Genomic DNA, 21,214 nt, shown 5'->3' on the forward strand with positions numbered 1-21,214 from the left:
TCATGCGTATCGTATGTATAGCAGGCAGCAATCGCAAGGAAGCGACAAGTGCGCAGCTTGTCCGTTATGTAGCGGCAAGTTTACAAGAAAGAGGACATGAGGCGAAAGTCATTGACTTATATGAGCTTCCGCTTCCTCTCTATTGCCCGGATGATGCAGAGGAGCATGAGAATGTGAAGCTGCTGAGAGAGTCCGTTCGAGAAGCTGATGCTGTCGTTCTGGCTACGCCAGAATATCATGGCAGCTTGTCTGGCGTACTGAAAAATGCAATCGACTATTTGAGCTTTGATTATTTCAACAATAAGGTTGTCTTGTCGATGAGCTCTGCCGGCGGTGCGGTTGGCGTCAATTCTTTAACGCACCTGCAGACGATTATTCGAAATGTACACGGTATTAACTGTCCAGAATGGATTTCTATCGGCGGAGATGCTAGACAGTTCACTGAAGAGGGACAGCCTGTACAAGAACAGGTGATTCAGCGTGTGCAGAAGACATTGGACTATTTCCTGAAACTGTCTAAGCATACACGTGATCTGGCATAACCGATACCGATACGGTTAAGGGGCAACTATAACAGTCCAGCTTTACAGGAAGAGAATTCGTCTTTTCGTTATGTCGGGGAGCAAGTGAACGCAAGGATCGCTTCTGATCACGGCTCCCTGATTAGATTAAGTCTTTCATTCATTAAATCCGCTTAAATACGGTTTTATGAAGTAGCGTTGCCTGACAAGAACATAAGTTTGCAAATAACGCAAGGAAAAAGGTCGAGTTCTAGGTGGATTGTAATCAGCCCCTGACTCGACCCTTTTCATATTTAAAAACGCCTCACAGGCAGTAAACAACCTACTTATAGATCCCCATTTTTCTGAAGAGTTAGCCTTTAGTTCTTAGCATCCTTATTTTTACATAAAATGAACCGTTTAATCGTTTATCTTTTAGATTCTCCGTTCTATTTTGCTCTTGAGGAGGTGAGGCAAGGTATTTGTCCTTAATTTTTCCATCAGCAATCAGCTTGCTGTGAATCTCAAAGTGAAAGGGATGAAAGAATGTACAAAACGAAGTCGCCGATCGGCATAAGAAAACATGCGATGCGGATTTTTCTTTTATTTGTCGTACTGCTTGTTATGATGAGTGCCTTATTCTGGCCGGGAGGAGGCTCCGGATTGGTGTCAGCCTTTTCTTCTGATCTCCCAGGCACAAAGGCGTCATCGTCTTATAAATCGGTGGCCTATTTTACATCATGGGGAATCTATGGCCGGAATTATCAGGTTACGGATATTGATGCTTCAAAGTTGACGCATTTGAACTATGCTTTTTTTGATATTTGCTGGAATGGTAAGCATGGCAACCCTTCGACCTCTTCGGATAATCCAAATAAGAAAACTTGGTCATGCACAGATCCTGGGGTTCCGCTGCAAAAGGGGAATGTCCCTACTGGAGCAATTGTATTAGGGGAACCGTGGGCAGATGTGAATACAAATTTTGGAGGCGCTCTCAATCTTCCTTATGAAGATTGCCAAAAAGGGAAGTGCGGAAATATCGCTCGTTTAAAACAATTAAAGTCTAAGAATCCGCACTTGAAAACACTTTTTTCAGTAGGCGGGTGGACCTGGTCCAATCGCTTCTCGGATGTGGCGGCAAATGAACAGTATCGCATCAATTTTGCTAAGTCTGCAGTCGATGCCATTCGCGAATACGGCTTTGACGGTATCGATATTGACTGGGAGTATCCAGGCGTGGAAGGAATTAAAGGCAACAGCTACAGTCCAAATGACAAATTTAACTTTACAAAGTTGCTCGCAGAGGTGCGCAAGCAGCTTGATGCAGCAGGAGCACAGGATGGCAAGCAATATTTGCTCACCTTGGCTACTGGTGCCTCGCAGCGGTATATTGATAATGCAGAGATGGATAAGGTGATGCAGCTTGTCGACTTCATCAACATTATGACGTACGATTTCCACGGAGGTTGGGAAAAAGCGACGAATCATACTACTGGCTTATATGAAGATCCACGTGACCCGGCAGCGGCAACCAAATTCTATGTTGACGGAGCGATTCAAGTCTATGAACGCGCAGGGGTGGATTTGAGCAAAGTCGTAATGGGGCTGGCGGTTTACGGTGTTGGTTGGAAAGGATGCGATCCGGGACCGAACAACGACGGCCTGTATCAAGCTTGCAAAGGGGGTTGGGATGGCAATGTGCGTCCTAACGGCACATGGGACAACTGGGAGTCTGGAGCTTCAGGAGTGTTTGATTACGGCGATGTAGCGGCCAACTATGTAAATAAAAACGGATATCAGCGCTATTGGAATGATTCCGCGAAAGTGCCGTACCTGTTCAATGCAGCAACGGGCGTATTCCTGTCCTATGACGATAACCAATCTATAGGGTATAAGACGAGCTACATCAAATCCAAGGGGCTTGGCGGTGCTATGTACTGGGATTTAAGCTCGGATTGCCGCACTAGCTCCAAATATACGTGCTCAGGGCAAAAGATTGTAGATAAAGTGGCAGCGGATTTGGGGATATCCGGCACTAACCCTGGCAATGAACCGCCTACAGTGCCGCAAGTACTATCGGTTGTGCAGGCAACGTATAGCTCAGTGACGTTCAAGTGGAATCCATCAATAAGCAATGTGGGGATTTCCGGATATGAAGCATACAAGGATGGAAACCTTGCACTGTCCACATCAAAAACAGAAGCGACGATTACGGGATTAACGGACAATACGGAATACCGTTTTACGGTGAAGGCGAAGGATACGTTAGGCAATCGATCCGAGGCGAGTGCTCCGCTGCTTGTGCGTACAGCCAACAAGCCTCCTGTAGATACGGATCCTCCAAGTGCTCCAACTCAAGTTGTGGTAACCGGCAAGACGGATACGACAGTGTCCCTATCCTGGTTGCCTTCGACGGGAAAAACGAGCGTGGATAGGTACGAGGTATGGCTGTCTGGAGGGACGGTTGCTCAAGCGAAGGGGACATCGGTAACCGTTACAGGTCTGACTCCTGAGACTTCTTATTCATTTACGATAACCGCCGTTGACACGTTGGGCTATCGATCCGAGCCAAGTCAACCGGTAACGGTCGTGACAGATAAGTCTACGAAGCCGGATGTAAGTTTTATCTTTACTGTTACGAGCGATTGGGGGAGTGGGTATAATTTTCAGGGGACATTGACCAATAATGGTTCCGCGGGAATCTCGAATTGGCACCTGGAATTTGACTACAGCGGCTCTATATCCCAGATATGGGATGCCAGAATTGTAAGCCGCAATGGCAATCACTATATTATTGAATCGGCAGGCTGGAATGACAATATACCATCGAAGGGGAGCATATCTTTTGGCGGTGGCGGAAGTCCGGGAGGAAACAGCTTACAGCCATCCAATATCGTGGTCACATGGAAATGAGCGTTCAAAGTGACTAAAGAAGGGGAGTTAATCCCCGTTCTGTTATGGAACGGGGATTGTTATGTTGCGAAGATTGCCAGTATGCAGGAGCACAGCAGCAGCGGAATTGAAAACAGATATAATATTTTACTGGACCATTGGTTTGAACGAATCAAGTCAGCATATTCATGCAAGGCCATTCTCTTTCGGGGCTGCCCAGCCAGCGATGCGTCGCCAGAATCGTAATGAAGCGCCTGTTCCTTTTCCTTCTGCTTGCGATGGAGGTGATAACTTAATGATTTAAAGAAGCCGATGTTCCGCACGTAAGTGAGCAAGGCGATTAATAGGTAGATAAGACCAATGATGAAGAACGAATTGGACAGGTTGATAAGCAGGGAATTGTGACCGTTCAAGATGGAATAACCAGCTGTAAATAAGAGGGTTACAAGAAGCAGCAGTCGATTCATGGCGAAACTCCTTTCTTTGTGAACTCGCTCGGTGTCTAGCTGTATAGGAGGCTTCTGGTGATGACGAGTGAGAAGATATTTTGGTGTAATGAATATGATAGATTCGTCATAATCTATCATATTTCCTCCTATTTCCGCATTTTCTCGAGTATTCTAAGGAATATTCTATGATTTATTTCTTGACTATAGGTATTTAGTTTGATAGCATTTATAAAAAACAATTACATAATTTACCTCATAAGTATGCATTTGATCGTTGTCGATTCGTGGTATATATGCATATCCAGTTACCGACGTGTAATGATCTTCCTCAATGAATCGGCTCTCTGTCTAGTTTCAAGCCTACAACAATGTCAACGCATTCATCCAATCCAAAGGCCCATTATTTCACAAGGTGTCAATTTTATTGGCGCATGCGGCCCAACGTTCTTTCTACCTTGTTACCCACATACTTTACATAATGAATTGAAAAAATGAGAAATCAGGAGGGGATTGTATGAAGCTGCCAAAAAAACCGTTCTTGGTTGTTTTGGCTATCATGATGATGCTAACGTTCGCGGGTTGCTCGGGCGGGAGCGGGAATGCCGGACAAGAGAATCAGGGGAGCAAGGAGAATGAAGGTAAGGTTGCGACCGATTCGAAAGGCACTGCAAGCGATAAGCCGAAAGTCTTGCGTCTTGCAACTATGGGTGCGGATACGTTCAACCAGCATACATCCGAAAATGCCACAAACTCGGATATGATGGAGTATATTTACGGAAATTTATTGGAGCTTATCTATGACGAAGCAACGGACAATATTAAATTTGTTGGCAATCATGCGGTTGATCTGCCAACCACAACAGATCATAAAGTATGGACATTCAAGTTAAAAGAAGGATTGAAGTGGACGGACGGCACGCCGATTACTGCGAAAACTTATGAATACTCCTATAAAATGCTGCTCGATCCGAAGCTAGCCAATAGAAATGCTTTCATATTGTTTGACAACATCCCCGTTGTAAGCGCTAACAAATATTTTAAGGGCGAGGCAAAATGGGAAGATGTCGGAATTAAGGCCAAAGACGATGCCACGCTGGAAATTACGTTGGAATCCGAAATGCCGGACATCGATATCTTAACTGTCTTTGCGGGCGGTGGATCGACATCCCCCGTTCACGAGAAATTGTACGAGGGCGGCATGAAGTCTGATCGCAGTGAAACGACGTATGGGACTACGAAAGAACTGGTGCCTTCTTCCGGGACGTATCGCTTGACCGAATGGGTTCGCGATCAGCATCACACGTTTGAAAAGAACCCGGATTCGCCATTGGCTGCAATTTATAAGCCTGACCGCATCGAAACCCGCGTTGTAACGGAAAGCTCGACCCGTGTTCAATTGTGGGAAAAAGGTGAAATTGACTCCGTATCGATTAGCGGCGAACAATTCGATAAATACGGCGAGGATCCGCGGGTCGTCTATACAGAAGCAGATGGAGTTTGGGGCTTCTATGTGAACTCCGAATCGGACAGCAACCCGATCTTGAAAAACAACGATTTCCGCAAAGCGCTATACTATGGAATCGATCGCGATAAAATTGCCAAAGGCATTTTTAAAACGTTCAAATCGGCACCTTATTACATTTCGTCAGTTTGCATAGTTGGAGATTACAAAGAGGGCAAGCGCTATCGCGATTCTGAAGAAGCAAAGTTAGCAGTAGCTCCAGGAATGGGATATGAGCCAGATAGAGCGAAGGAATATTTTGAAAAAGCGTATCAGGCGAACGGCAACAAGAAAATCACGGTTGAAATCACATACTTCGATGCGCAGGAAACGATGAAACGCACAGCAGAAGTGACGCAGGAAATGTACGAAAACCTGTTCGGTAAGGATAAGCTTGCCGTTAAGCTTAGAGCGATGCCGCCGAGCTCTGCTTATGACGCTTACAAAGAAGGGAAATACGAATTGGGCATCGGCTCCATGACCCAAAATGCGTTCAATCCGTGGAGCAGCATGAAGGTATGGAGGGAGGACTTCCCGAACCGTAGCCATCGCTTCGCCAGTGACGCATTCGATGCATTGCAGAAACGGACTACGACAGGCGATTTGCTGTTGAAGCCGGAAGAACGGTTAAAGGCATTAGGCGAAATGGAGAAAATGCTGGCTGATTATGTGCCACAAATTCCGCTTTTCCAAAACAACAATGCAGTGATCTATCAAGATCGAATTCATTTGGCCACAAAAGGAAAATACCTCCCGGGAGTCAAGTTTGCCATCCTGCAAGCTGACATTGTGGACTAATACCAGAACTAAGGAGACCTTGTGGTAACGCAAGGTCTCCTACCTTGCGGAAAAGGAGTCCCAGGCTTATGTTACGATACATATCGCAAAGACTGATTGCCATGGCTATTACTCTATTTCTGATCATTAGCCTATTGTTTTTTTAATTCATGCCATGCCTGGCAGCATCGTAAATGATCCGCTGCTGCCTACGGACGTTCGGGAACGGATCGAAGCCAAATATCATTTGGACAAGCCGCTCATTGTCCAATATGGATATTTCCTAGGGGATTTCCTGACATTTGAATTCGGGGATTCGCTTAAAGTGCAGCCGAAAGTACCAGTATTCAATATTATTAAGGAAAAACTTCCAATCACGATCCAGTTAAATGTTATGGCGCTTCTATTTACGCTGCCAATAGGTATTATGTGCGGAATTATAGCAGCATTGAAAAAGAATACGATGACCGATCACGGGATCAACATGATGGTCGTGCTGTTCATATCCGTTCCTTCCTTCGTATTTGCAGCATTATTGCAATATGTAGTGGCTTACAAGTGGGATTTGCTGCCGATCTTGCTATCGACGGATCAAGGGATTACCTGGGACAAGTTTAAATCCATGATTTTGCCGGTGCTGGCGTTGTCCTTTGGCGAAATTGCGATTATAACACGGTATTTGCGGGCTGAATTATGCGAAACAATTAATTCTGATTATATGCTGTTGGCAAGAATGAAGGGCCTATCGCATATGCAGGCCACCGTGCGCCACGCGATTCGCAATTCGTTCATTCCGCTCTCGAATATTATTATTCCGATGATTTTTTCCATATTGTCGGGAGCGATCGTAATCGAGAATATTTTCAGTGTGCCTGGGCTTGGCTCTCTGTCTGTGAACTCCATTAACTCATTGGATCATCCGCTTACGATTGCCGTCATGTTCTTCTATTCTTTAATTGCTTTAATCAGTATTCTGATCGTGGATTTATCATACGGAATTATTGACCCGCGCATTCGAATGGGAGGGAAGAAATAATGAAGATAAGCCGGAATACAGATAACAACACGGAGCGGAACCCATTCGAATTCGTCCAACGGGACAAGCCAATCGCGGATGAGAAATTTGAAGGAAAGGCGATTGGATTTCTACAGGATGCGATGCTGCGATTCCGCCGGAATAAAGCTTCCACCATAGCGGCAATTGTGATTGGCATTATCGTACTTCTTGCTATAATTGCTCCAATGATCAGTTCTTATTCCTATCGGGAACAGCATATAGAATGGAGCTTGCTGCCCCCGCGCGTCCCGGTGCTGGAGAAGCTGGGAATATGGGATGGAACGAAAGTTATGGACGTGAAAAAAACGAGCATGGAAGAAAAATATAAAGGCTCGATCGTGAAAGTGCTTAAAGAATACGAACTTGATTACCGCGGTAATAAAATTCCGATGGTACAGGCCAAAGTAGATATTTATCAGTTAAAAGAGGCGAAGGATAAATATTTCTGGATGGGCACTGATGCATTGGGGCGCGATCAATGGACGCGTTTGTGGAAAGGTACCCGCATCTCGCTGTTGATCGGATTTATGGCCGTGCTCATTAATATGCTGATCGGCGTCACGTATGGTTCGATCTCCGGTTACTATGGCGGTGCGGTCGATATGATCATGCAGCGAATTATAGAGATATTGAGCGGTGTACCTGGCTTAGTCGTCGTAATCCTGTTTGTTATGCTCATGGGTGCAGGCATAACGCCGTTTATATTAGCGATGGTTGTTACGGGCTGGATTGGTATGAGCCGCATGATTCGGGCACAATTCTATAAATATAAAGGTCAAGAATATGTATTGGCATCCCGTACGATGGGAGCGCGGGATCGTCTCTTGATATTCCGGCACATTATGCCGAACGCAATCGGTCCGATCATTACACAAGCGACGCTCGCAATTCCAGGTGCTATTTTTACGGAATCATTTCTTTCCTATTTGGGACTCGGCATTGCAGCCCCTGAACCCTCCATCGGCGTCTTGCTGTCGGAAGGTCAGAAGGTGTTGCTCGAACATCCTCACCTAACGCTATTTCCTGCAATTATCATTTCGATCTTAATGTTGTCGTTCAATATGTTCGGAAACGGCTTGCGGGATGCATTCGATCCGACTTTAAGAGGCCAAGAATAATAGCGAATAGCGGGGGGAGTTAGGATGACGACACACAACGATATGATTCTTCAAGTAAATGATCTGCATATCTCATTCAATACATTTGCGGGAAAGGTGCAGGCCGTCCGCGGGGTCGACTTTGAATTACGCAAAGGCGAGACACTGGCTATCGTCGGTGAATCAGGCTCGGGAAAATCCGTAACGAACAAAGCGATTGTCGGGATTTTATCAAAGAATGCCGTTATCGAACGCGGCAGTATCAAGTATCATGGGCAAGATGTAACGAAGTATACAGAGAAGCAATATACGGAAATCCGGGGCTCTAAAATTTCCATGATTTTTCAGGATCCGCTCTCTTCTCTAAATCCGGTAATGAAGATCGGCAAACAGATTATGGAGGCACTTCGTTCACAGCAGCTAAGCAAAGCGGATGCTAAAGCCAAAGCGCTGGAGCTGATGGAGGCTGTAGGCATTCCGAATGCGGAGAAGCGATTCCATCAATATCCGTTCCAGTTCTCAGGAGGAATGCGTCAGCGTATCGTTATCGCGATTGCCCTTGCATGCGACCCGGAGGTATTGATATGCGATGAGCCGACGACGGCGCTTGATGTTACGATTCAGGCGCAGATTCTCGATCTGATTAAGGAGATCCAGAAGGAACGGCAGTTGTCCGTCATATTCATTACGCACGATCTTGGGGTGGTGGCTAACGTCGCGGATCGTGTGGCCGTGATGTATGCGGGCAAAATCGTCGAGCATGGAACGGTGGACGAGATTTTCTACAACCCGAAGCATCCTTATACTTGGAGCTTGCTTGTGTCCATGCCTGATCTGGGGACGAGCGCATCCGACGAATTGCTCGTTATACCGGGCACGCCTCCTAATATGCTGCATCCGCCCAAAGGAGACGCCTTTGCTCCACGCAACCGATATGCGATGAATATTGACTTTGAAGAAGAGCCGCCCATGTACAGAATAAGCGACACGCATTATGCCGCGACGTGGCTTCTCCATCCGAATGCACCGAAGGTGGAGCTTCCGGATGTATTGAAGAGACGAATTGAGCAGCAAACGGAAAGGCTGGTGCGATAAGATGACGAATGTAATCACTCGCGATCCGGTGTTGGAAGTTAAGCATTTAAAGCAATATTTCAGCAGCGGTTTTGGCAGAAAGAAAACGGTGGTCAAAGCAGTCGATGACATTAGTTTTACGGTGTATCGCGGCGAAACGTTTGGGCTTGTAGGTGAATCCGGCTGCGGCAAGACAACAACGGGCAGAACGATTATCCGTCTGTATGAGCCTACGGACGGAGAAATTTATTTTAATGGCACGCTCATTTCAGGAGCCTTGACCAAGGAGCTCAGAAAAGAAGTAACGCGCGGCATGCAAATGATTTTTCAAGATCCAATCGCATCACTGAATCCTCGAATGACCGTGAAGGAAATAATTGCGGAGGGCTTAAAAATTAATAAGCTTTGCCGCAGTGAGCAGGAAAGTGTAGATATGGTCTATGACATCCTAGAGACAGTTGGATTGACCCGGGAGCATGCAAGTCGATATCCGCATGAATTCTCAGGAGGACAGCGGCAGCGCATCGGAATTGCTCGTGCGTTAATTACAAGCCCTGATCTGGTAATTGCAGATGAGCCAATATCCGCACTCGATGTATCGATTCAGGCGCAGGTATTGAATTTGCTCAATCGGCTTCGTAAGAAGCTTGGACTTACGATTCTATTCATTGCACATGATCTGTCCGTCGTTAAATATTTCTCTGACCGGATTGGCGTGATGTACAATGGCAAGATTGTGGAGTTGGCCAAGGCAGATGATTTATATCGACAGCCAATTCATCCTTATACGAAGTCTTTGCTTTCTGCCATTCCGCATCCAGACCCTCATCACGAACGGAATCGCAAACGAATCTATTATAATCCAGGCGTACATAATTATAGTGCAGAGAATCCAAGCTTGGTTGAAATTATGCCAGAACATTATGTATATGCCTCTCCATCTGAAGTCAAAAAGTATAAGCAGGAAGCTGGAAAGTAAGGCTCTGCATCGTGTTTGCTCTCATTCGCATCGCACAACAAAGCCCGTCCATTTACGCGGACGGGCTTTGTTGTATTGCTGACAACGATTCATATGCATATGTACGGCTTGTACAGCTGGTAACTCAATAGCCTATCTATTCTTTGGCCTTCGGAAATTGCCAATGACCCCGACAGTTTCAACAATATTAACAAAAGCCTTTGGGTCATTTTCGCGTATAACCCGTTTCAATTCCGTCAATTCATAGCGTGTGGTCACTGTCATTAGCATATCCTTCTCAATATCCGTAAATGCACCTGTGGTTTTAATGACGGTAACTCCGTGCGGCAAGGACAGCAGCTTGTTGATCAGAGCCTCTTTATTTCGCGTAATTATGAATACCGTTACCTTATAGTGGTTAATATAGATGGTTCCAATCACTTTTCCGGTTGTGAAAATAGAGACCATGGAGTAAAGTGCCAGTTCCCATCCATTCGATAAATATCCATGAGTTACGATTACAGTTGCGTTCATTCCAACCAAAATGTTCGAAATTGAGAAATCGCGATATCTGGTTACAATAGAACCGATAATGTCGAATCCACCTGATGAGCCGCCTACTCGTAGTGATATTCCACTTCCTATTCCGACTAATGTTCCCCCAAAGACCGCGGATAAAAGCGGTTCGTTGGCAACAGCTTTTACCGGAAATATAGAAATGAAGTAGGTTGTCGCGACAACACTTATCAAACTGTAACTGATAAAGCGCTTGCCAAGGACGAACCAGCCCCATATGATAAGCGGTAAATTATAGGCGAAATACAAAAAGCTCGGATTCCACTTCGTTAAATAATTTGTAACGAGCGACAATCCAGATACGCCGCCACTAAGCAAATGGTGGGGCATTAAGAACAAATTGAATGATGCAGCGATGAGCGCTGCCCCGGCAATTAACAAGATAATATCCAATATGCGTTTCAAGCAATGTCACCTCAAAACGTAGTATAAGTTAGTTCGCATCTGGTATTCTTCAATATTTATGTGTTATAATATGCTGGATATTCTTGAGTAGGCTTTAGTTACCAACGATGTACATGAATTTGACGCGGAGCTCACGCTACACAATAAGAGTGTCCCTCCGCATTGTATATGAGAAGACGGTTGACTGAAAGTGCCATTCGTCACCATTGTCGCGCTACTTAAGAATACAGATAAGGCTGTGGATTGTCCACAATGAAGGAGTATGAATATTTTGAAGACATTTGCAGAATTTGGCTTGGAGCCGAAAGTGCTTCAGGCGATTACGGAATTAGGGTTCGAAGAATCGACTCCAATCCAAGAGAAAGCGATACCTGTAGCGATGACCGGACGAGACCTTATCGGACAAGCGCAGACGGGTACGGGGAAGACGGCTGCTTTCGGTATCCCGTTGATCTCGAAGATTGATCCAACTGAAGAACGTGTAAAAGCTTTGATTATGACACCAACTCGCGAATTGGCGATTCAGGTTGCTGATGAAATCGGCAAATTGACTCGCTTCAAGGGTGTGCGTTCATTGCCGATTTATGGCGGACAAGATATTGGACGACAAATTCGTGCTTTGAAAAAACATCCGCAAATTATTATCGGTACACCTGGTCGTTTGCTTGATCACATCAACCGCAAGACAATTCGTCTTGATGATGTAGCAACCGTTGTATTGGATGAAGCAGATGAAATGCTTGACATGGGCTTCATGGAAGATATTACTTCCATTTTGAGCCTCGTACCTGAACAACGCCAAACCATGCTTTTCTCCGCAACAATGCCACCGAACATCCAAAAGCTTGCTAATCAATTTCTGCGCGAGCCAGAACATGTATCGGTAATGCCTAAACATGTGAGTGCACCACTCATTGATCAAGCATACATTGAAGTCCCTGAGCGTGTGAAATTCGACGCATTAAGCCGCTTGCTCGATATGGAATCTCCAGAACTTGCTATCGTATTTGGACGTACGAAGCGTCGTGTAGATGAATTGTCTGAAGCATTGCAAAAACGTGGATATTCTGCTGACGGGCTGCATGGTGATTTGTCCCAGAATCAACGTGATACAGTTATGCGCAAGTTCCGCGACGGCAGCATTGATGTTCTCGTTGCAACTGACGTAGCTGCGCGCGGATTGGACGTATCAGGTGTAACACATGTTATTAACTTTGATTTGCCGCAAGATCCGGAATCTTATGTACACCGCATTGGTCGTACTGGCCGTGCAGGTAAAGAGGGAAGTGCATGGTCCTTTGTAACGCCTCGTGAGATTGATCATTTGCACTTCATTGAGCGCGTTACTCGTCATCGCATTCCTCGCAAGCCGATTCCTAGCCTTGCAGAAGCGATTGAAGGAAAGCAGCGCATCATTGCAGATCGCATTCTTGATGTACTCAAGGATGGAGAACTGAATGAGTACAAAAGCATCTCCATCGAATTGTTGGAGCAGTATGACTCCGTACAATTGTTGTCTGCAGCATTCAAGATGCTGACAGGCGATAAGAAGGATGTAGCGATTTCCTTGACACCGGAAGATCCAATCCGCGTGAAGCGTCGCAAGCCGGATCTTCGTTCCAGCGGACGCAAGATGTCTGCGCCTTACAACCGCAATGGACGTTCCGGTGGCGGACGCGACTATCGTGGCGGACGCGATGGTGGCCGAGATGGCAACCGTGGCGGTTACAATCGTGACGGACGCGGTGAGCGCTCTGGACGCAGCGATTCCCGTGAGCGTAACTACAGTGGTGGAGATCGCCGCCCAAGACGCTTTAACAATGAGGAAAACCGTAACAAGCGCGACGAATAGGTAAGGCAATGAATGGAATGGTGAATGTGTTTCGTTGATCGTAGAGACCGCCCCGAATGGAGCGGTCTCTTTTTGCTTGTACATAGACAATTCAGGGGTGAGGATGGCTTTCTATACCAAAAGGTTAGATCCAAGCACGACCAACAATAACTAACAAAATGAACAAGACAAGAATCACTCCTGTGGATGTAAATCCAAATCCACCACAGCTACCTCCGAAACCTAATTGACCCATACAGGGACCTCCTTTAACGCTGCATTGTTTGGTGTTGTCACGTTAATATCCTATGCGAAAAACCTTATATCGCTGTGGACACCAACCTAATCCGCGCCAAAATAGGCACTGGCACTAAGGTGGCAATTTGTATTATAGTAGAAGAGACAGGATGATGAGGAGGAATGACCTTTGGAATTTCGAGGGATTATGGGCGGCTTTTATCGCATTTCAGAATGGATAATGCGTTTTTCGGTTACGAACATATTATGGCTGATCTGTTCGTCGCCTTTTTTATCTTTTTGTTCGTGAAATTACTAGTCGATCAACAGAACTTTGTAAATGAATCCATTACGATGAATTGGGCAATGGGACTTGTGGCACCGTTTACATTGTTCCCAGCGACAGCCGCGATGTTCTCCGTAACGCGAAAATGGATTATGGGGGATACAGATGTCAAACTGCTGCGCACATTCTTCAAATCCTACAAAGACAATTATAAGCAGGCGATGGTAGGTGGAATCTTTTACACGCTGCTGTTCGCCATTATGTATATCGACTACTACGTGTATATGACAGAATTGAAGTCGATGCAATTCATCGGATACGCGATGCTCGGCTTGCTGATTTTGTTGTTTGTTTCTTTGTTCAACTTTTTCTCTATGGTGGCTCATTTGCAAGCGAAGACAACACATATTATGAAGAACAGCGTACTGTTGACGATTTTTACTCCAGTTAGCAGTGTAGTTACAATTGTGTTAAGCTGCATTATCTTATACTTTAGCTTAACGAAGTGGCCGGTTCTATTGTTCTTCTTCTCAGGTTCATTAATCGCATACTTATCTTATTTCAATTTCAATAACGCATTCCAAAAAATTCAGGACAAGTACCAGCGTATGGTAGCCGCCCAAGAGGGTGACGGAGAAGAAGCAGAAGTCAAAGATAAAGTTGAAGCATCGGAATCTGGGAAATCGGGCGAACAACAATCGGAAGATAATTCCTTTACACGATAGCTCAATCAGACTTGCACTGCTTTAGGAAAATATGATATGATGTTGTTCCTAACAAATGAAGCGTAGTTAACGGTTGCGTATCGTAGCCTTTCATTTGACCATTATAAGTAGGCAATTTGCATGGTTTACTTTGCGTGAACAACACAGTATAATAAGCAATACATCCTGCGATGTACGTGTAGGCTTACGTTGTTTTGAACCAATGTTTGTTTCTAGGGAGTTCAACATCTAAGCATTGCTGGCAAGCCCTCTCCGAAGGGACGTCAAATGTGCTTATGTGGACACCCACCTGCGAGAGCGGGTTCAGAAGCATAGGAGCTGAACGGCATAGGCGGGTTTTCTTCTTAGCGAATCACCTTCTTTCATGAATGACTTCATGGGAGGAGGTGTTTTCTTTTTCTATGTAAATTCTCTTTCGTTCGATCACGAACAATGATACACTATAGATAAGTGAGCATCGGCTGTCTAGAAAAAGGAGGAACACACTCTTGTCACTGAAACGTGTACTGGTCGGTATCGTTCGCAGTTTTGAATCGAGCGGCGATCGTGCAAAGGACCCTAAATTGAAAACGCATTATTATCAAATGTCCCGAGAGAAAGCTTGGGGAGAAGTCACATCCACACTAAAGAAAATTCAAGGGTACAAAGTGCTGCATGAGGTGTCTTCTGTAGGCGAGATTACGCTAGAGAAGAGAACAATGACAGGACGGACGATGGATATAACCGTCTCCGTTATTAATGTAGGGCCAAATAAGACTGCAATCGATATCTATTCTGCTTCTCGTGGCGGACTTGGTGATTTTGGCGCGAACTACCGAGTTATTCTCGATCTGTATGCCATATTGGACAAGAAGTTGGCATCTTATAAAATGAATAGCTAACGAACTTGGAGCGAAGGTAGTAGCGGGTGCCGTGCGGAAATAGAATACTCGTTAATGAAATCAAGAAGCGAGAGAGGAGCCTTCACTCTTCTCTCGCTTTTACTCTAGTTGATTGGTATCGTGGTGTTACAGAAGCGCTTTTACAGCTGCCAATGCTTGCTCATAATTAGGGTGTTCTGTCATCTCGCTAACATATTCAACGTAACGAATCGTATTATCGGCATCTACTACGAAGATAGAGCGCATATCCAAATGCAATTCCTTAATAAGTACACCGTAAGATTTACCGAAGTTGTTGTCCTTATAGTCAGACAGCATCACGACATTGTCTACACCGGCTGCTCCGCACCAGCGAGCTTGTGCCATTGGAAGATCAACACTAACAGTAATCATTGCGGCTTGTTCGCCAAACTTGGAAGCTTCCTCGTTAAAGCGACGTGTTTGTGCATCGCATACACCAGTATCGATAGACGGAATAACACTGATCAGCTTTACTTTGCCAGCGAATTGTTCAAGTCCAACGACATCAACGAGCGATTTATTCAATTGAAATTCAGGCGCTTTATCGCCTACTTTAAGTTCGGGGCCGATCAATGTGATAGGATTTCCCTTTAATGTTGCCACACCTGTACGTTCTGCGGACATGGTTGGTAGCCTCCTTCTTACATATCATGCACATAATTGGTAAACCTATTGTCCATTATACGGTTTGCATATAAGGTTGTCCAATGTCGCTTCGTGATGAATTCACTTCATAATTGAGAATGATTTCAAGTATGCGATAATATGGGTACAAAACAGTACGCCTATGTATGTAAGCCAGCAGATGAAAGTGAGGAGACCTAATGATTTTTATTCGGTATGAAAATTGGCGTACCTATGTCAAAAGCTACCCCATAACCACATTGCTTATCATCGCTAATGTGATTATGTTTATCGTGTTGTTGATTAGCGGCGGTACGAATAGCGAAAATTTGTTTCGGCATGGAGCGATCTATAAGGAAACACCCTATATTCAGGAAACATGGCGCATGGCCTCTGCTATGTTCCTTCACGGTGGATTCGAGCATTTGCTATTTAATATGTTCGCCCTATTTGTGTTTGCACCACCACTTGAAAAGATGATGGGATCGTTCAAATATGCCGTCCTCTATATATGCAGCGGTTTGTTAGGGAATGCTGCTGCGCTGTGGCTGTCTGAATGGGGGACGCTTGCGGTTGGGGCTTCAGGTGCGATCTATGGCATATACGGTGCATATTTGTTTATTGCTTTGTTCCGTCGCCAAACCCTTGATGAGGCATCCCGAAGCACATTGTTAATTATATTAGGGATTGGTATTGTACAATCTTTCGTCATTCAAGGAATAAGCTGGAGCGCCCATTTGGGGGGATTGGCTGCAGGATTTGCAGTATATGGTATATTACGGCTTATCCGTTGAATGATGCTTGCATATGATGATTAGGAAGTAAAATCAACCCTTTTTATAGAAGGGCATGATTGCAAGTGAAAATGAAATAGCATAATTGACAGAACGGAGCGAGAAGTCGTGGAACTTAGGCAATTGCACTACTTTGTGAAAGTAGCGCAAAAAGAGCATGTCACGCAAGCCGCTGAAGAATTGCATGTGGCGCAATCCGCCGTTAGCCGGCAAATTCATCAGTTGGAAGAAGAGCTTGGTGTTAAGTTATTCCTACAGAAGGGTCGGAACCTCCAGCTTACACCGGTAGGTCAGTTGTTCTGCAAGCGAGCGGAGGAGATTTTGAAGGATCTTGATCGTGCGATTCAAGAAGTACAAGAGTTTATGGATCCTGAGCTGGGGGAAGTTCGAATTGCGTTCCCTCACAGCCTAGGCGTGCATTTAATTCCGAGTATTGTAGCAGAATTCCGTAAGCGTCATCCGAATGTGAAATTTCGATTCAAGCAGGGCATGTATCCGTCGCTTATTCGGGATGTCATTTCCGGCGAAGTGGATCTTGCGTTCATTTCTCCATTCCCAAAGGAATGTGAGCATGTAACGGGGGAAATTGTACTGACCGAAGAATTATATGCAATTTTGCCTCCGCATCACCCGTTATCGACTGAAGAGGAGATCTCTTTGACTCAGTTGAAGGAGGATGCTTTTGTACTGTTTAGTCAAGGGTATTCCCTGCGGCCAATTGTATGGGATGCCTGTATCGAAGCTGGCTTTACACCGCGTATTGGCTTCGAAGGTGAGGAAACAGAAACAATAAGGGGACTTGTCGCTGCTGGCATGGGAGTAAGTTTGTTACCTGATATGGCCCTCCAGCATACCTCAGAGCTGCAGCCTGCGCGAGTGCGGGTTGTGAACCCGGAAGTAACGAGGACAATCGGCATCATTTATCGTTCAGGTGAGAAATTACCGTTAGTTGCTCATACATTTCATGCATTTTTACTTCAATATTTTGCCCAGCACGATTTGCAGCAGCTTGCTAAGTCTACGAAGGCTTCATCTTCTGCTACCTTATCATGATTAAGTCTGTTCACAGAAGAACCCCATCCATGCGGGAAAGCATCGGAATGGGGTTCTTTGAATTACGGTGCGTGAAAGCTAATTCATTTTTATTCGTTGCGATTATTTGTAAATATCATAATGTACTTCAAAAGCTCCAGCACAGAAATGGCTGCCGCTGCAACGTATGTTAATGCTGCTGCATTAAGTACTTTCGCTACACCGCGCTCTTCCTCATTCGTTACGTACCCTTCAGCAATCATCAGATCGCGTGCGCGTCTACTTGCATCGAACTCAACTGGCAAGGTAACAAGCTGGAACAATACGGCTGCAGAGAAGAAAATAATCCCTAACAGAATCAGGTTGCTCCATTGGAAAAGAAATCCTGCAATCAACATGAATGGTGCGATACCGGACGAAAAGTTAACTATCGGAAACATGCGGTGGCGCAGAACGAGCATCGGATACGACTGCTGGTGCTGAATCGCATGGCCAATTTCATGGCAGGCAACTGAGATTGCTGAGATTGAATTTTCATAATAAACAGGCTCTGACAACCGTACGACACGGTTGATTGGATCGTAATGGTCGGTAAGCGCACCTTGAATCGGTTCGATTGGAACATCATGAAGGCCGTTTGCATCCAGCATTCGACGTGCTGCTTCATAGCCGGTCAAGCCACTCATAGCTCTTACTTGAGCAAATCGTTGGAAGGTTCCTTTAACACGGAACTGCGCCCAAATTGATAATCCAAAAGCGATTAGAATCAAGAAATCCATCGGGTGAAAAAATAGCATGTTCAAACCTCCCATTTAGACATCAAGAGTACGGTCTAGCGGCAATTGTTGTATTACATCATAAAGTGATTGTTGCCCTTATCGATTAAATTGAGCAATACCTCCACACAAGCTGCACTCTGAGCAGCAAGACGATTGAACAATGACTGTGCTTGTGTTGGTTTTAACTTATCCAGCATTGGACTAAGCTCTTTTGCTTCACGTTCTAGTTTTTGCAGATGAATTTGCAAATCAGTTAGTCGTTCTTCCAATTCACGCTCGGCAGTAACACTGTTCAATTGCGAGAAGTAAAGCTTGATTTCATCGAGACTATACTTTTCTTGTTTTAATTGATTAATACGTTCGATTCGTTCAATCGTTTCATGACTGTACAGACGATAGTTTGTATTTGTGCGCTTCACCGGTTCAATCAGGCCTATCGTCGTGTAATAGTCAATTGTTCGTTGACTTACATTCGCGGCGCGAGCCAGCTCTCCGATTCGTATTAACTTGTTAGTAGCCCCCATCGTCATCACCTCACTTATTCATCTATGATACTAGATAGCAAACCATACAGTCAAACGTTATGGTTCTGAATAATCAGTCCAAACATGACATTTATATGACTTTTACAACCTTTATGTATTAGGGGTTAAATGGATTAAAGGAGCGGACAATGATGCTGTCTGCTCCCAGGTCGGAAATAATTTGTATAGGATCTTCACTATTGCACCTTTGCATCTGGCTTAATGAACAGGCAGACGAGTATAAGCGCAATAATAGATAAAGCCGTCACACTAATAAAAATAATTTGATGTGACTTCTCCATCATCCAGGTGAACAGTGGCGGCCCAAGTGCAACTCCGAAGAAGCGCAGACTGCTGTACAAAGACGTTATCATCCCACGCTCTGCTTTTTCCACACTTCCCGTAATCATCGTATTGAGGCAAGGAAGAAGCATTCCCGTTCCGATGCTGCTAATCGTAATTAAGGCAATGAACCACACGATCTGCTTGTGGAACATGATCGTAAGACCGAGTGATAGTGACATGCAGACAAGTCCGATTATCATCATACGCCGAATGAGAATACCGTTTTTCTTAATTAAGCTACCTGTAATGAAGGCGGTGGTTACAATGCCAAGCAGCGGAATCGCGAGCACGAGACCTTTCACGACACCTTTAATGGAATATGGCTTTTCCTCTAATATATCGGATAAATAAATCAAAATGCCGAACAAAATGAATAAGGCGAGCGAGCCTGCAAAAAAAGCGGGTATTAGCCAACGCCCCATTTTTTTGAATATTTCGGCAACATTGTGCAAGTACGTTTTCAACGGAGTAGGCTCCTGCTTGCGTCGAGGTTCCTTGATTAGCCAAATAATCGCTACTAGCGACAAAGCGCAAAAGCAAGGAAAAGCAAAAAATGGGGCTGTCCATGTCCACAGCGCAAGCGCGGCTCCAAGGATTGGACTAATGACTTTGCCGGCTCCATTCGATGCTTCAATTAGTCCCATGGCTTGACTCTCTTCTGCTTCCTTATATAAATCACCGACGAGAGCCATGGCAATTGGAGCAGTTCCTGCAGCACCTAAGCCTTGGATAGCCCGGGAGCTAATAAGCAGCGGGTACGAATTCCACAGTGCGCCCAGCCCGGTAAATACCCCGGCTGCTCCGTAAATAATAAGTCCCGGGATAATAATTTTTTTGCGCCCAAATCGGTCGGACAAATATCCTGCGACCGGGATAATAATGGCGGCAGATAGCGAGAACAAAGTAATAATGAGGCTCGTCTGAAGGGAAGTCAATCCAAGATGTCGCTTGACTTCGGGCAAAATCGGGACAAGCATGGAATTTCCCAGTACCATAACAAGGGGGACGGTTGCCAGAGCTGCATATTCAAGCCATAGTGGCCGAGATTGTTGTGATGACATACATTACCTTTCCTTCGTGTAGTCTTTGAGTCAGTTCGTCGTTACTGTACCCGCATAACTCGGTTGGCATACGTGAGCAGGTTAGGAAAGGTGATTGTCGGAAGGGAATCGTATTTTTACTGGAAAAAGGGTACAATATGAACACGGAACAAGATGCGAACAAGGAGAATATAGGATGAAAAAAAGTTTACTATTGCTTGTAGTGAGTGTGCTGCTCATTGGAATTGCGATATGGAACAATCAAGATAAGTCGACATCTACAGTCAGCAATAATGGAGCTCCGACCAAAATTGGCGGGCAGGTTGGGGACTTGGCGCCATCGATTTCATTGAATGTGCTAGGGTCTGAGTTGAAACCTATTACGGTAGGCGGGAAGCAAGACAAGCCGATCTTTGTTAACTTTTGGGCTTCCTGGTGTGATCCGTGCAAGGCTGAAGCGCCTGATTTGGTGAAGCTGCACGAGAAGTATAAGGATAAGCTGTTAATGGTATCGATTAATGTAACCGCTCACGATACAGAAGAAGGAGCCAAGGAATTCGTTGCGGCCTATGGTTTAACGAATCCGGTTCTTCTGGATAGTAGAGGGCAGGCGTTCAAAGCGTATAATGGAATTGGCTTCCCAACGAATGTACTGCTGGATAAGAACGGAGTAATTCGTCAGCGTTATGATGGTATCAGGCCACCTGCTGAATTAGAACAGGCCATTCAACAAGTCATTGCAGAATAACGAACTGAAGTAAATAGAGCCATGACCACTTATCAAGGAGGTCATGGCTCTATCTCTATGA

General features: G+C 45.1%; 20 protein-coding genes and 1 other RNA gene. 14 read left to right on the top strand and 7 right to left on the bottom strand.

What is annotated here, in order from left to right:
* The first annotated feature begins 2 nt into the window (after positions 1 to 2).
* Entirely contained in the window at positions 3 to 542 is a 540-nt protein-coding gene (locus PAV_RS10970; protein WP_005546067.1) for an NADPH-dependent FMN reductase, read from the top strand.
* A gap of 504 nt (positions 543 to 1,046) precedes the next feature.
* Entirely contained in the window at positions 1,047 to 3,413 is a 2,367-nt protein-coding gene (locus tag PAV_RS10975; protein ID WP_005546068.1) for a glycosyl hydrolase family 18 protein, read from the top strand.
* A 59-nt stretch (positions 3,414 to 3,472) separates the two neighbouring features.
* On the opposite strand, the gene PAV_RS10980 is transcribed toward PAV_RS10975, so the two are convergent.
* Positions 3,473 to 3,859, bottom strand: a complete 387-nt coding sequence (locus PAV_RS10980) for a DUF3899 domain-containing protein (RefSeq protein WP_040735801.1) — start codon at positions 3,857 to 3,859, stop codon at positions 3,473 to 3,475.
* 496 nt (positions 3,860 to 4,355) lie between these two features.
* Here PAV_RS10980 and PAV_RS10985 point away from each other — a divergent pair, with 496 nt between their 5' ends.
* From PAV_RS10985 to PAV_RS11005, 5 genes are all read left to right on the top strand, one after another.
* Positions 4,356 to 6,140: a peptide ABC transporter substrate-binding protein gene (locus PAV_RS10985; RefSeq protein ID WP_005546072.1), complete on the top strand. Its 1,785-nt coding sequence runs from the start codon at positions 4,356 to 4,358 to the stop codon at positions 6,138 to 6,140.
* A gap of 154 nt (positions 6,141 to 6,294) precedes the next feature.
* Positions 6,295 to 7,155 (top strand): ABC transporter permease, encoded by an 861-nt coding sequence (locus tag PAV_RS10990; RefSeq protein WP_005546073.1) that lies wholly within the window; start codon positions 6,295 to 6,297, stop codon positions 7,153 to 7,155.
* Positions 7,155 to 8,294 (top strand): ABC transporter permease, encoded by a 1,140-nt coding sequence (locus PAV_RS10995; protein ID WP_005546075.1) that lies wholly within the window; start codon positions 7,155 to 7,157, stop codon positions 8,292 to 8,294. The genes PAV_RS10990 and PAV_RS10995 overlap by 1 nt, the downstream gene beginning before the upstream one ends.
* Before the next feature lie 24 nt (positions 8,295 to 8,318).
* Positions 8,319 to 9,368, top strand: a complete 1,050-nt coding sequence (locus PAV_RS11000; RefSeq protein ID WP_005546076.1) for an ABC transporter ATP-binding protein — start codon at positions 8,319 to 8,321, stop codon at positions 9,366 to 9,368.
* Position 9,369: 1 nt separating this feature from the next.
* Positions 9,370 to 10,326, top strand: a complete 957-nt coding sequence (locus tag PAV_RS11005) for an ABC transporter ATP-binding protein (RefSeq protein ID WP_005546078.1) — start codon at positions 9,370 to 9,372, stop codon at positions 10,324 to 10,326.
* Positions 10,327 to 10,458: 132 nt separating this feature from the next.
* On the opposite strand, the gene PAV_RS11010 is transcribed toward PAV_RS11005, so the two are convergent.
* Positions 10,459 to 11,286: a YitT family protein gene (locus PAV_RS11010; protein WP_005546080.1), complete on the bottom strand. Its 828-nt coding sequence runs from the start codon at positions 11,284 to 11,286 to the stop codon at positions 10,459 to 10,461.
* Positions 11,287 to 11,557: 271 nt separating this feature from the next.
* On the opposite strand from PAV_RS11010, the gene cshA reads away from it, so the two are divergent.
* On the top strand, positions 11,558 to 13,138 hold the full coding sequence (cshA, locus tag PAV_RS11015) for a degradosome RNA helicase CshA (protein ID WP_005546081.1): 1,581 nt from the start codon (positions 11,558 to 11,560) through the stop codon (positions 13,136 to 13,138).
* 124 nt (positions 13,139 to 13,262) lie between these two features.
* Here cshA and PAV_RS33320 read toward each other — a convergent pair whose 3' ends face one another.
* The gene (locus PAV_RS33320) at positions 13,263 to 13,373 is read right to left on the bottom strand and encodes a YjcZ family sporulation protein (protein ID WP_005546083.1); all 111 of its coding nucleotides are present in this window, start codon (positions 13,371 to 13,373) and stop codon (positions 13,263 to 13,265) included.
* 164 nt (positions 13,374 to 13,537) lie between these two features.
* Here PAV_RS33320 and PAV_RS11020 point away from each other — a divergent pair, with 164 nt between their 5' ends.
* The 3 genes from PAV_RS11020 to PAV_RS11025 all read left to right on the top strand — a co-directional run bounded on the left by PAV_RS11020 (position 13,538) and on the right by PAV_RS11025 (position 15,246).
* Positions 13,538 to 14,365: a YesL family protein gene (locus tag PAV_RS11020; RefSeq protein ID WP_005546084.1), complete on the top strand. Its 828-nt coding sequence runs from the start codon at positions 13,538 to 13,540 to the stop codon at positions 14,363 to 14,365.
* Between the two features lie 159 nt (positions 14,366 to 14,524).
* Positions 14,525 to 14,707: non-coding RNA, 6S RNA (gene ssrS, locus PAV_RS33325), on the top strand.
* A gap of 146 nt (positions 14,708 to 14,853) precedes the next feature.
* On the top strand, positions 14,854 to 15,246 hold the full coding sequence (locus PAV_RS11025) for a DUF1499 domain-containing protein (RefSeq protein WP_005546086.1): 393 nt from the start codon (positions 14,854 to 14,856) through the stop codon (positions 15,244 to 15,246).
* A gap of 126 nt (positions 15,247 to 15,372) precedes the next feature.
* Here the strand turns inward: PAV_RS11025 and tpx are convergent, their stop codons facing one another.
* Complete coding sequence (gene tpx, locus PAV_RS11030) at positions 15,373 to 15,891, bottom strand: thiol peroxidase (protein WP_005546087.1); 519 nt, start codon at positions 15,889 to 15,891, stop codon at positions 15,373 to 15,375.
* A gap of 200 nt (positions 15,892 to 16,091) precedes the next feature.
* Between tpx and PAV_RS11035 the strand changes: the two genes are divergently transcribed.
* Together PAV_RS11035 and gltC are read left to right on the top strand one after the other, a co-directional pair.
* Complete coding sequence (locus tag PAV_RS11035) at positions 16,092 to 16,685, top strand: rhomboid family intramembrane serine protease (RefSeq protein WP_005546089.1); 594 nt, start codon at positions 16,092 to 16,094, stop codon at positions 16,683 to 16,685.
* Between the two features lie 108 nt (positions 16,686 to 16,793).
* Positions 16,794 to 17,738: a glutamate biosynthesis transcriptional regulator GltC gene (gene gltC, locus PAV_RS11040; RefSeq protein WP_005546090.1), complete on the top strand. Its 945-nt coding sequence runs from the start codon at positions 16,794 to 16,796 to the stop codon at positions 17,736 to 17,738.
* A gap of 89 nt (positions 17,739 to 17,827) precedes the next feature.
* Here gltC and PAV_RS11045 read toward each other — a convergent pair whose 3' ends face one another.
* The 3 genes from PAV_RS11045 to PAV_RS11055 form a co-directional block, all read right to left on the bottom strand.
* Positions 17,828 to 18,514, bottom strand: a complete 687-nt coding sequence (locus PAV_RS11045) for a zinc metallopeptidase (RefSeq protein WP_005546092.1) — start codon at positions 18,512 to 18,514, stop codon at positions 17,828 to 17,830.
* 53 nt (positions 18,515 to 18,567) lie between these two features.
* Positions 18,568 to 19,020, bottom strand: coding sequence for a helix-turn-helix domain-containing protein (locus tag PAV_RS11050; RefSeq protein ID WP_005546094.1), 453 nt, complete (start codon positions 19,018 to 19,020; stop codon positions 18,568 to 18,570).
* Between the two features lie 197 nt (positions 19,021 to 19,217).
* Positions 19,218 to 20,426, bottom strand: coding sequence for an MFS transporter (locus tag PAV_RS11055; protein ID WP_005546095.1), 1,209 nt, complete (start codon positions 20,424 to 20,426; stop codon positions 19,218 to 19,220).
* Positions 20,427 to 20,601: 175 nt separating this feature from the next.
* Here PAV_RS11055 and PAV_RS11060 point away from each other — a divergent pair, with 175 nt between their 5' ends.
* A complete protein-coding gene (locus tag PAV_RS11060) occupies positions 20,602 to 21,153 on the top strand; it encodes a TlpA family protein disulfide reductase (RefSeq protein ID WP_005546097.1) in 552 nt (183 codons plus the stop codon).
* Positions 21,154 to 21,214 lie beyond the last annotated feature (61 nt).

This window comes from Paenibacillus alvei DSM 29 (genome assembly GCF_000293805.1).
Classification (GTDB): domain Bacteria; phylum Bacillota; class Bacilli; order Paenibacillales; family Paenibacillaceae; genus Paenibacillus_B; species Paenibacillus_B alvei.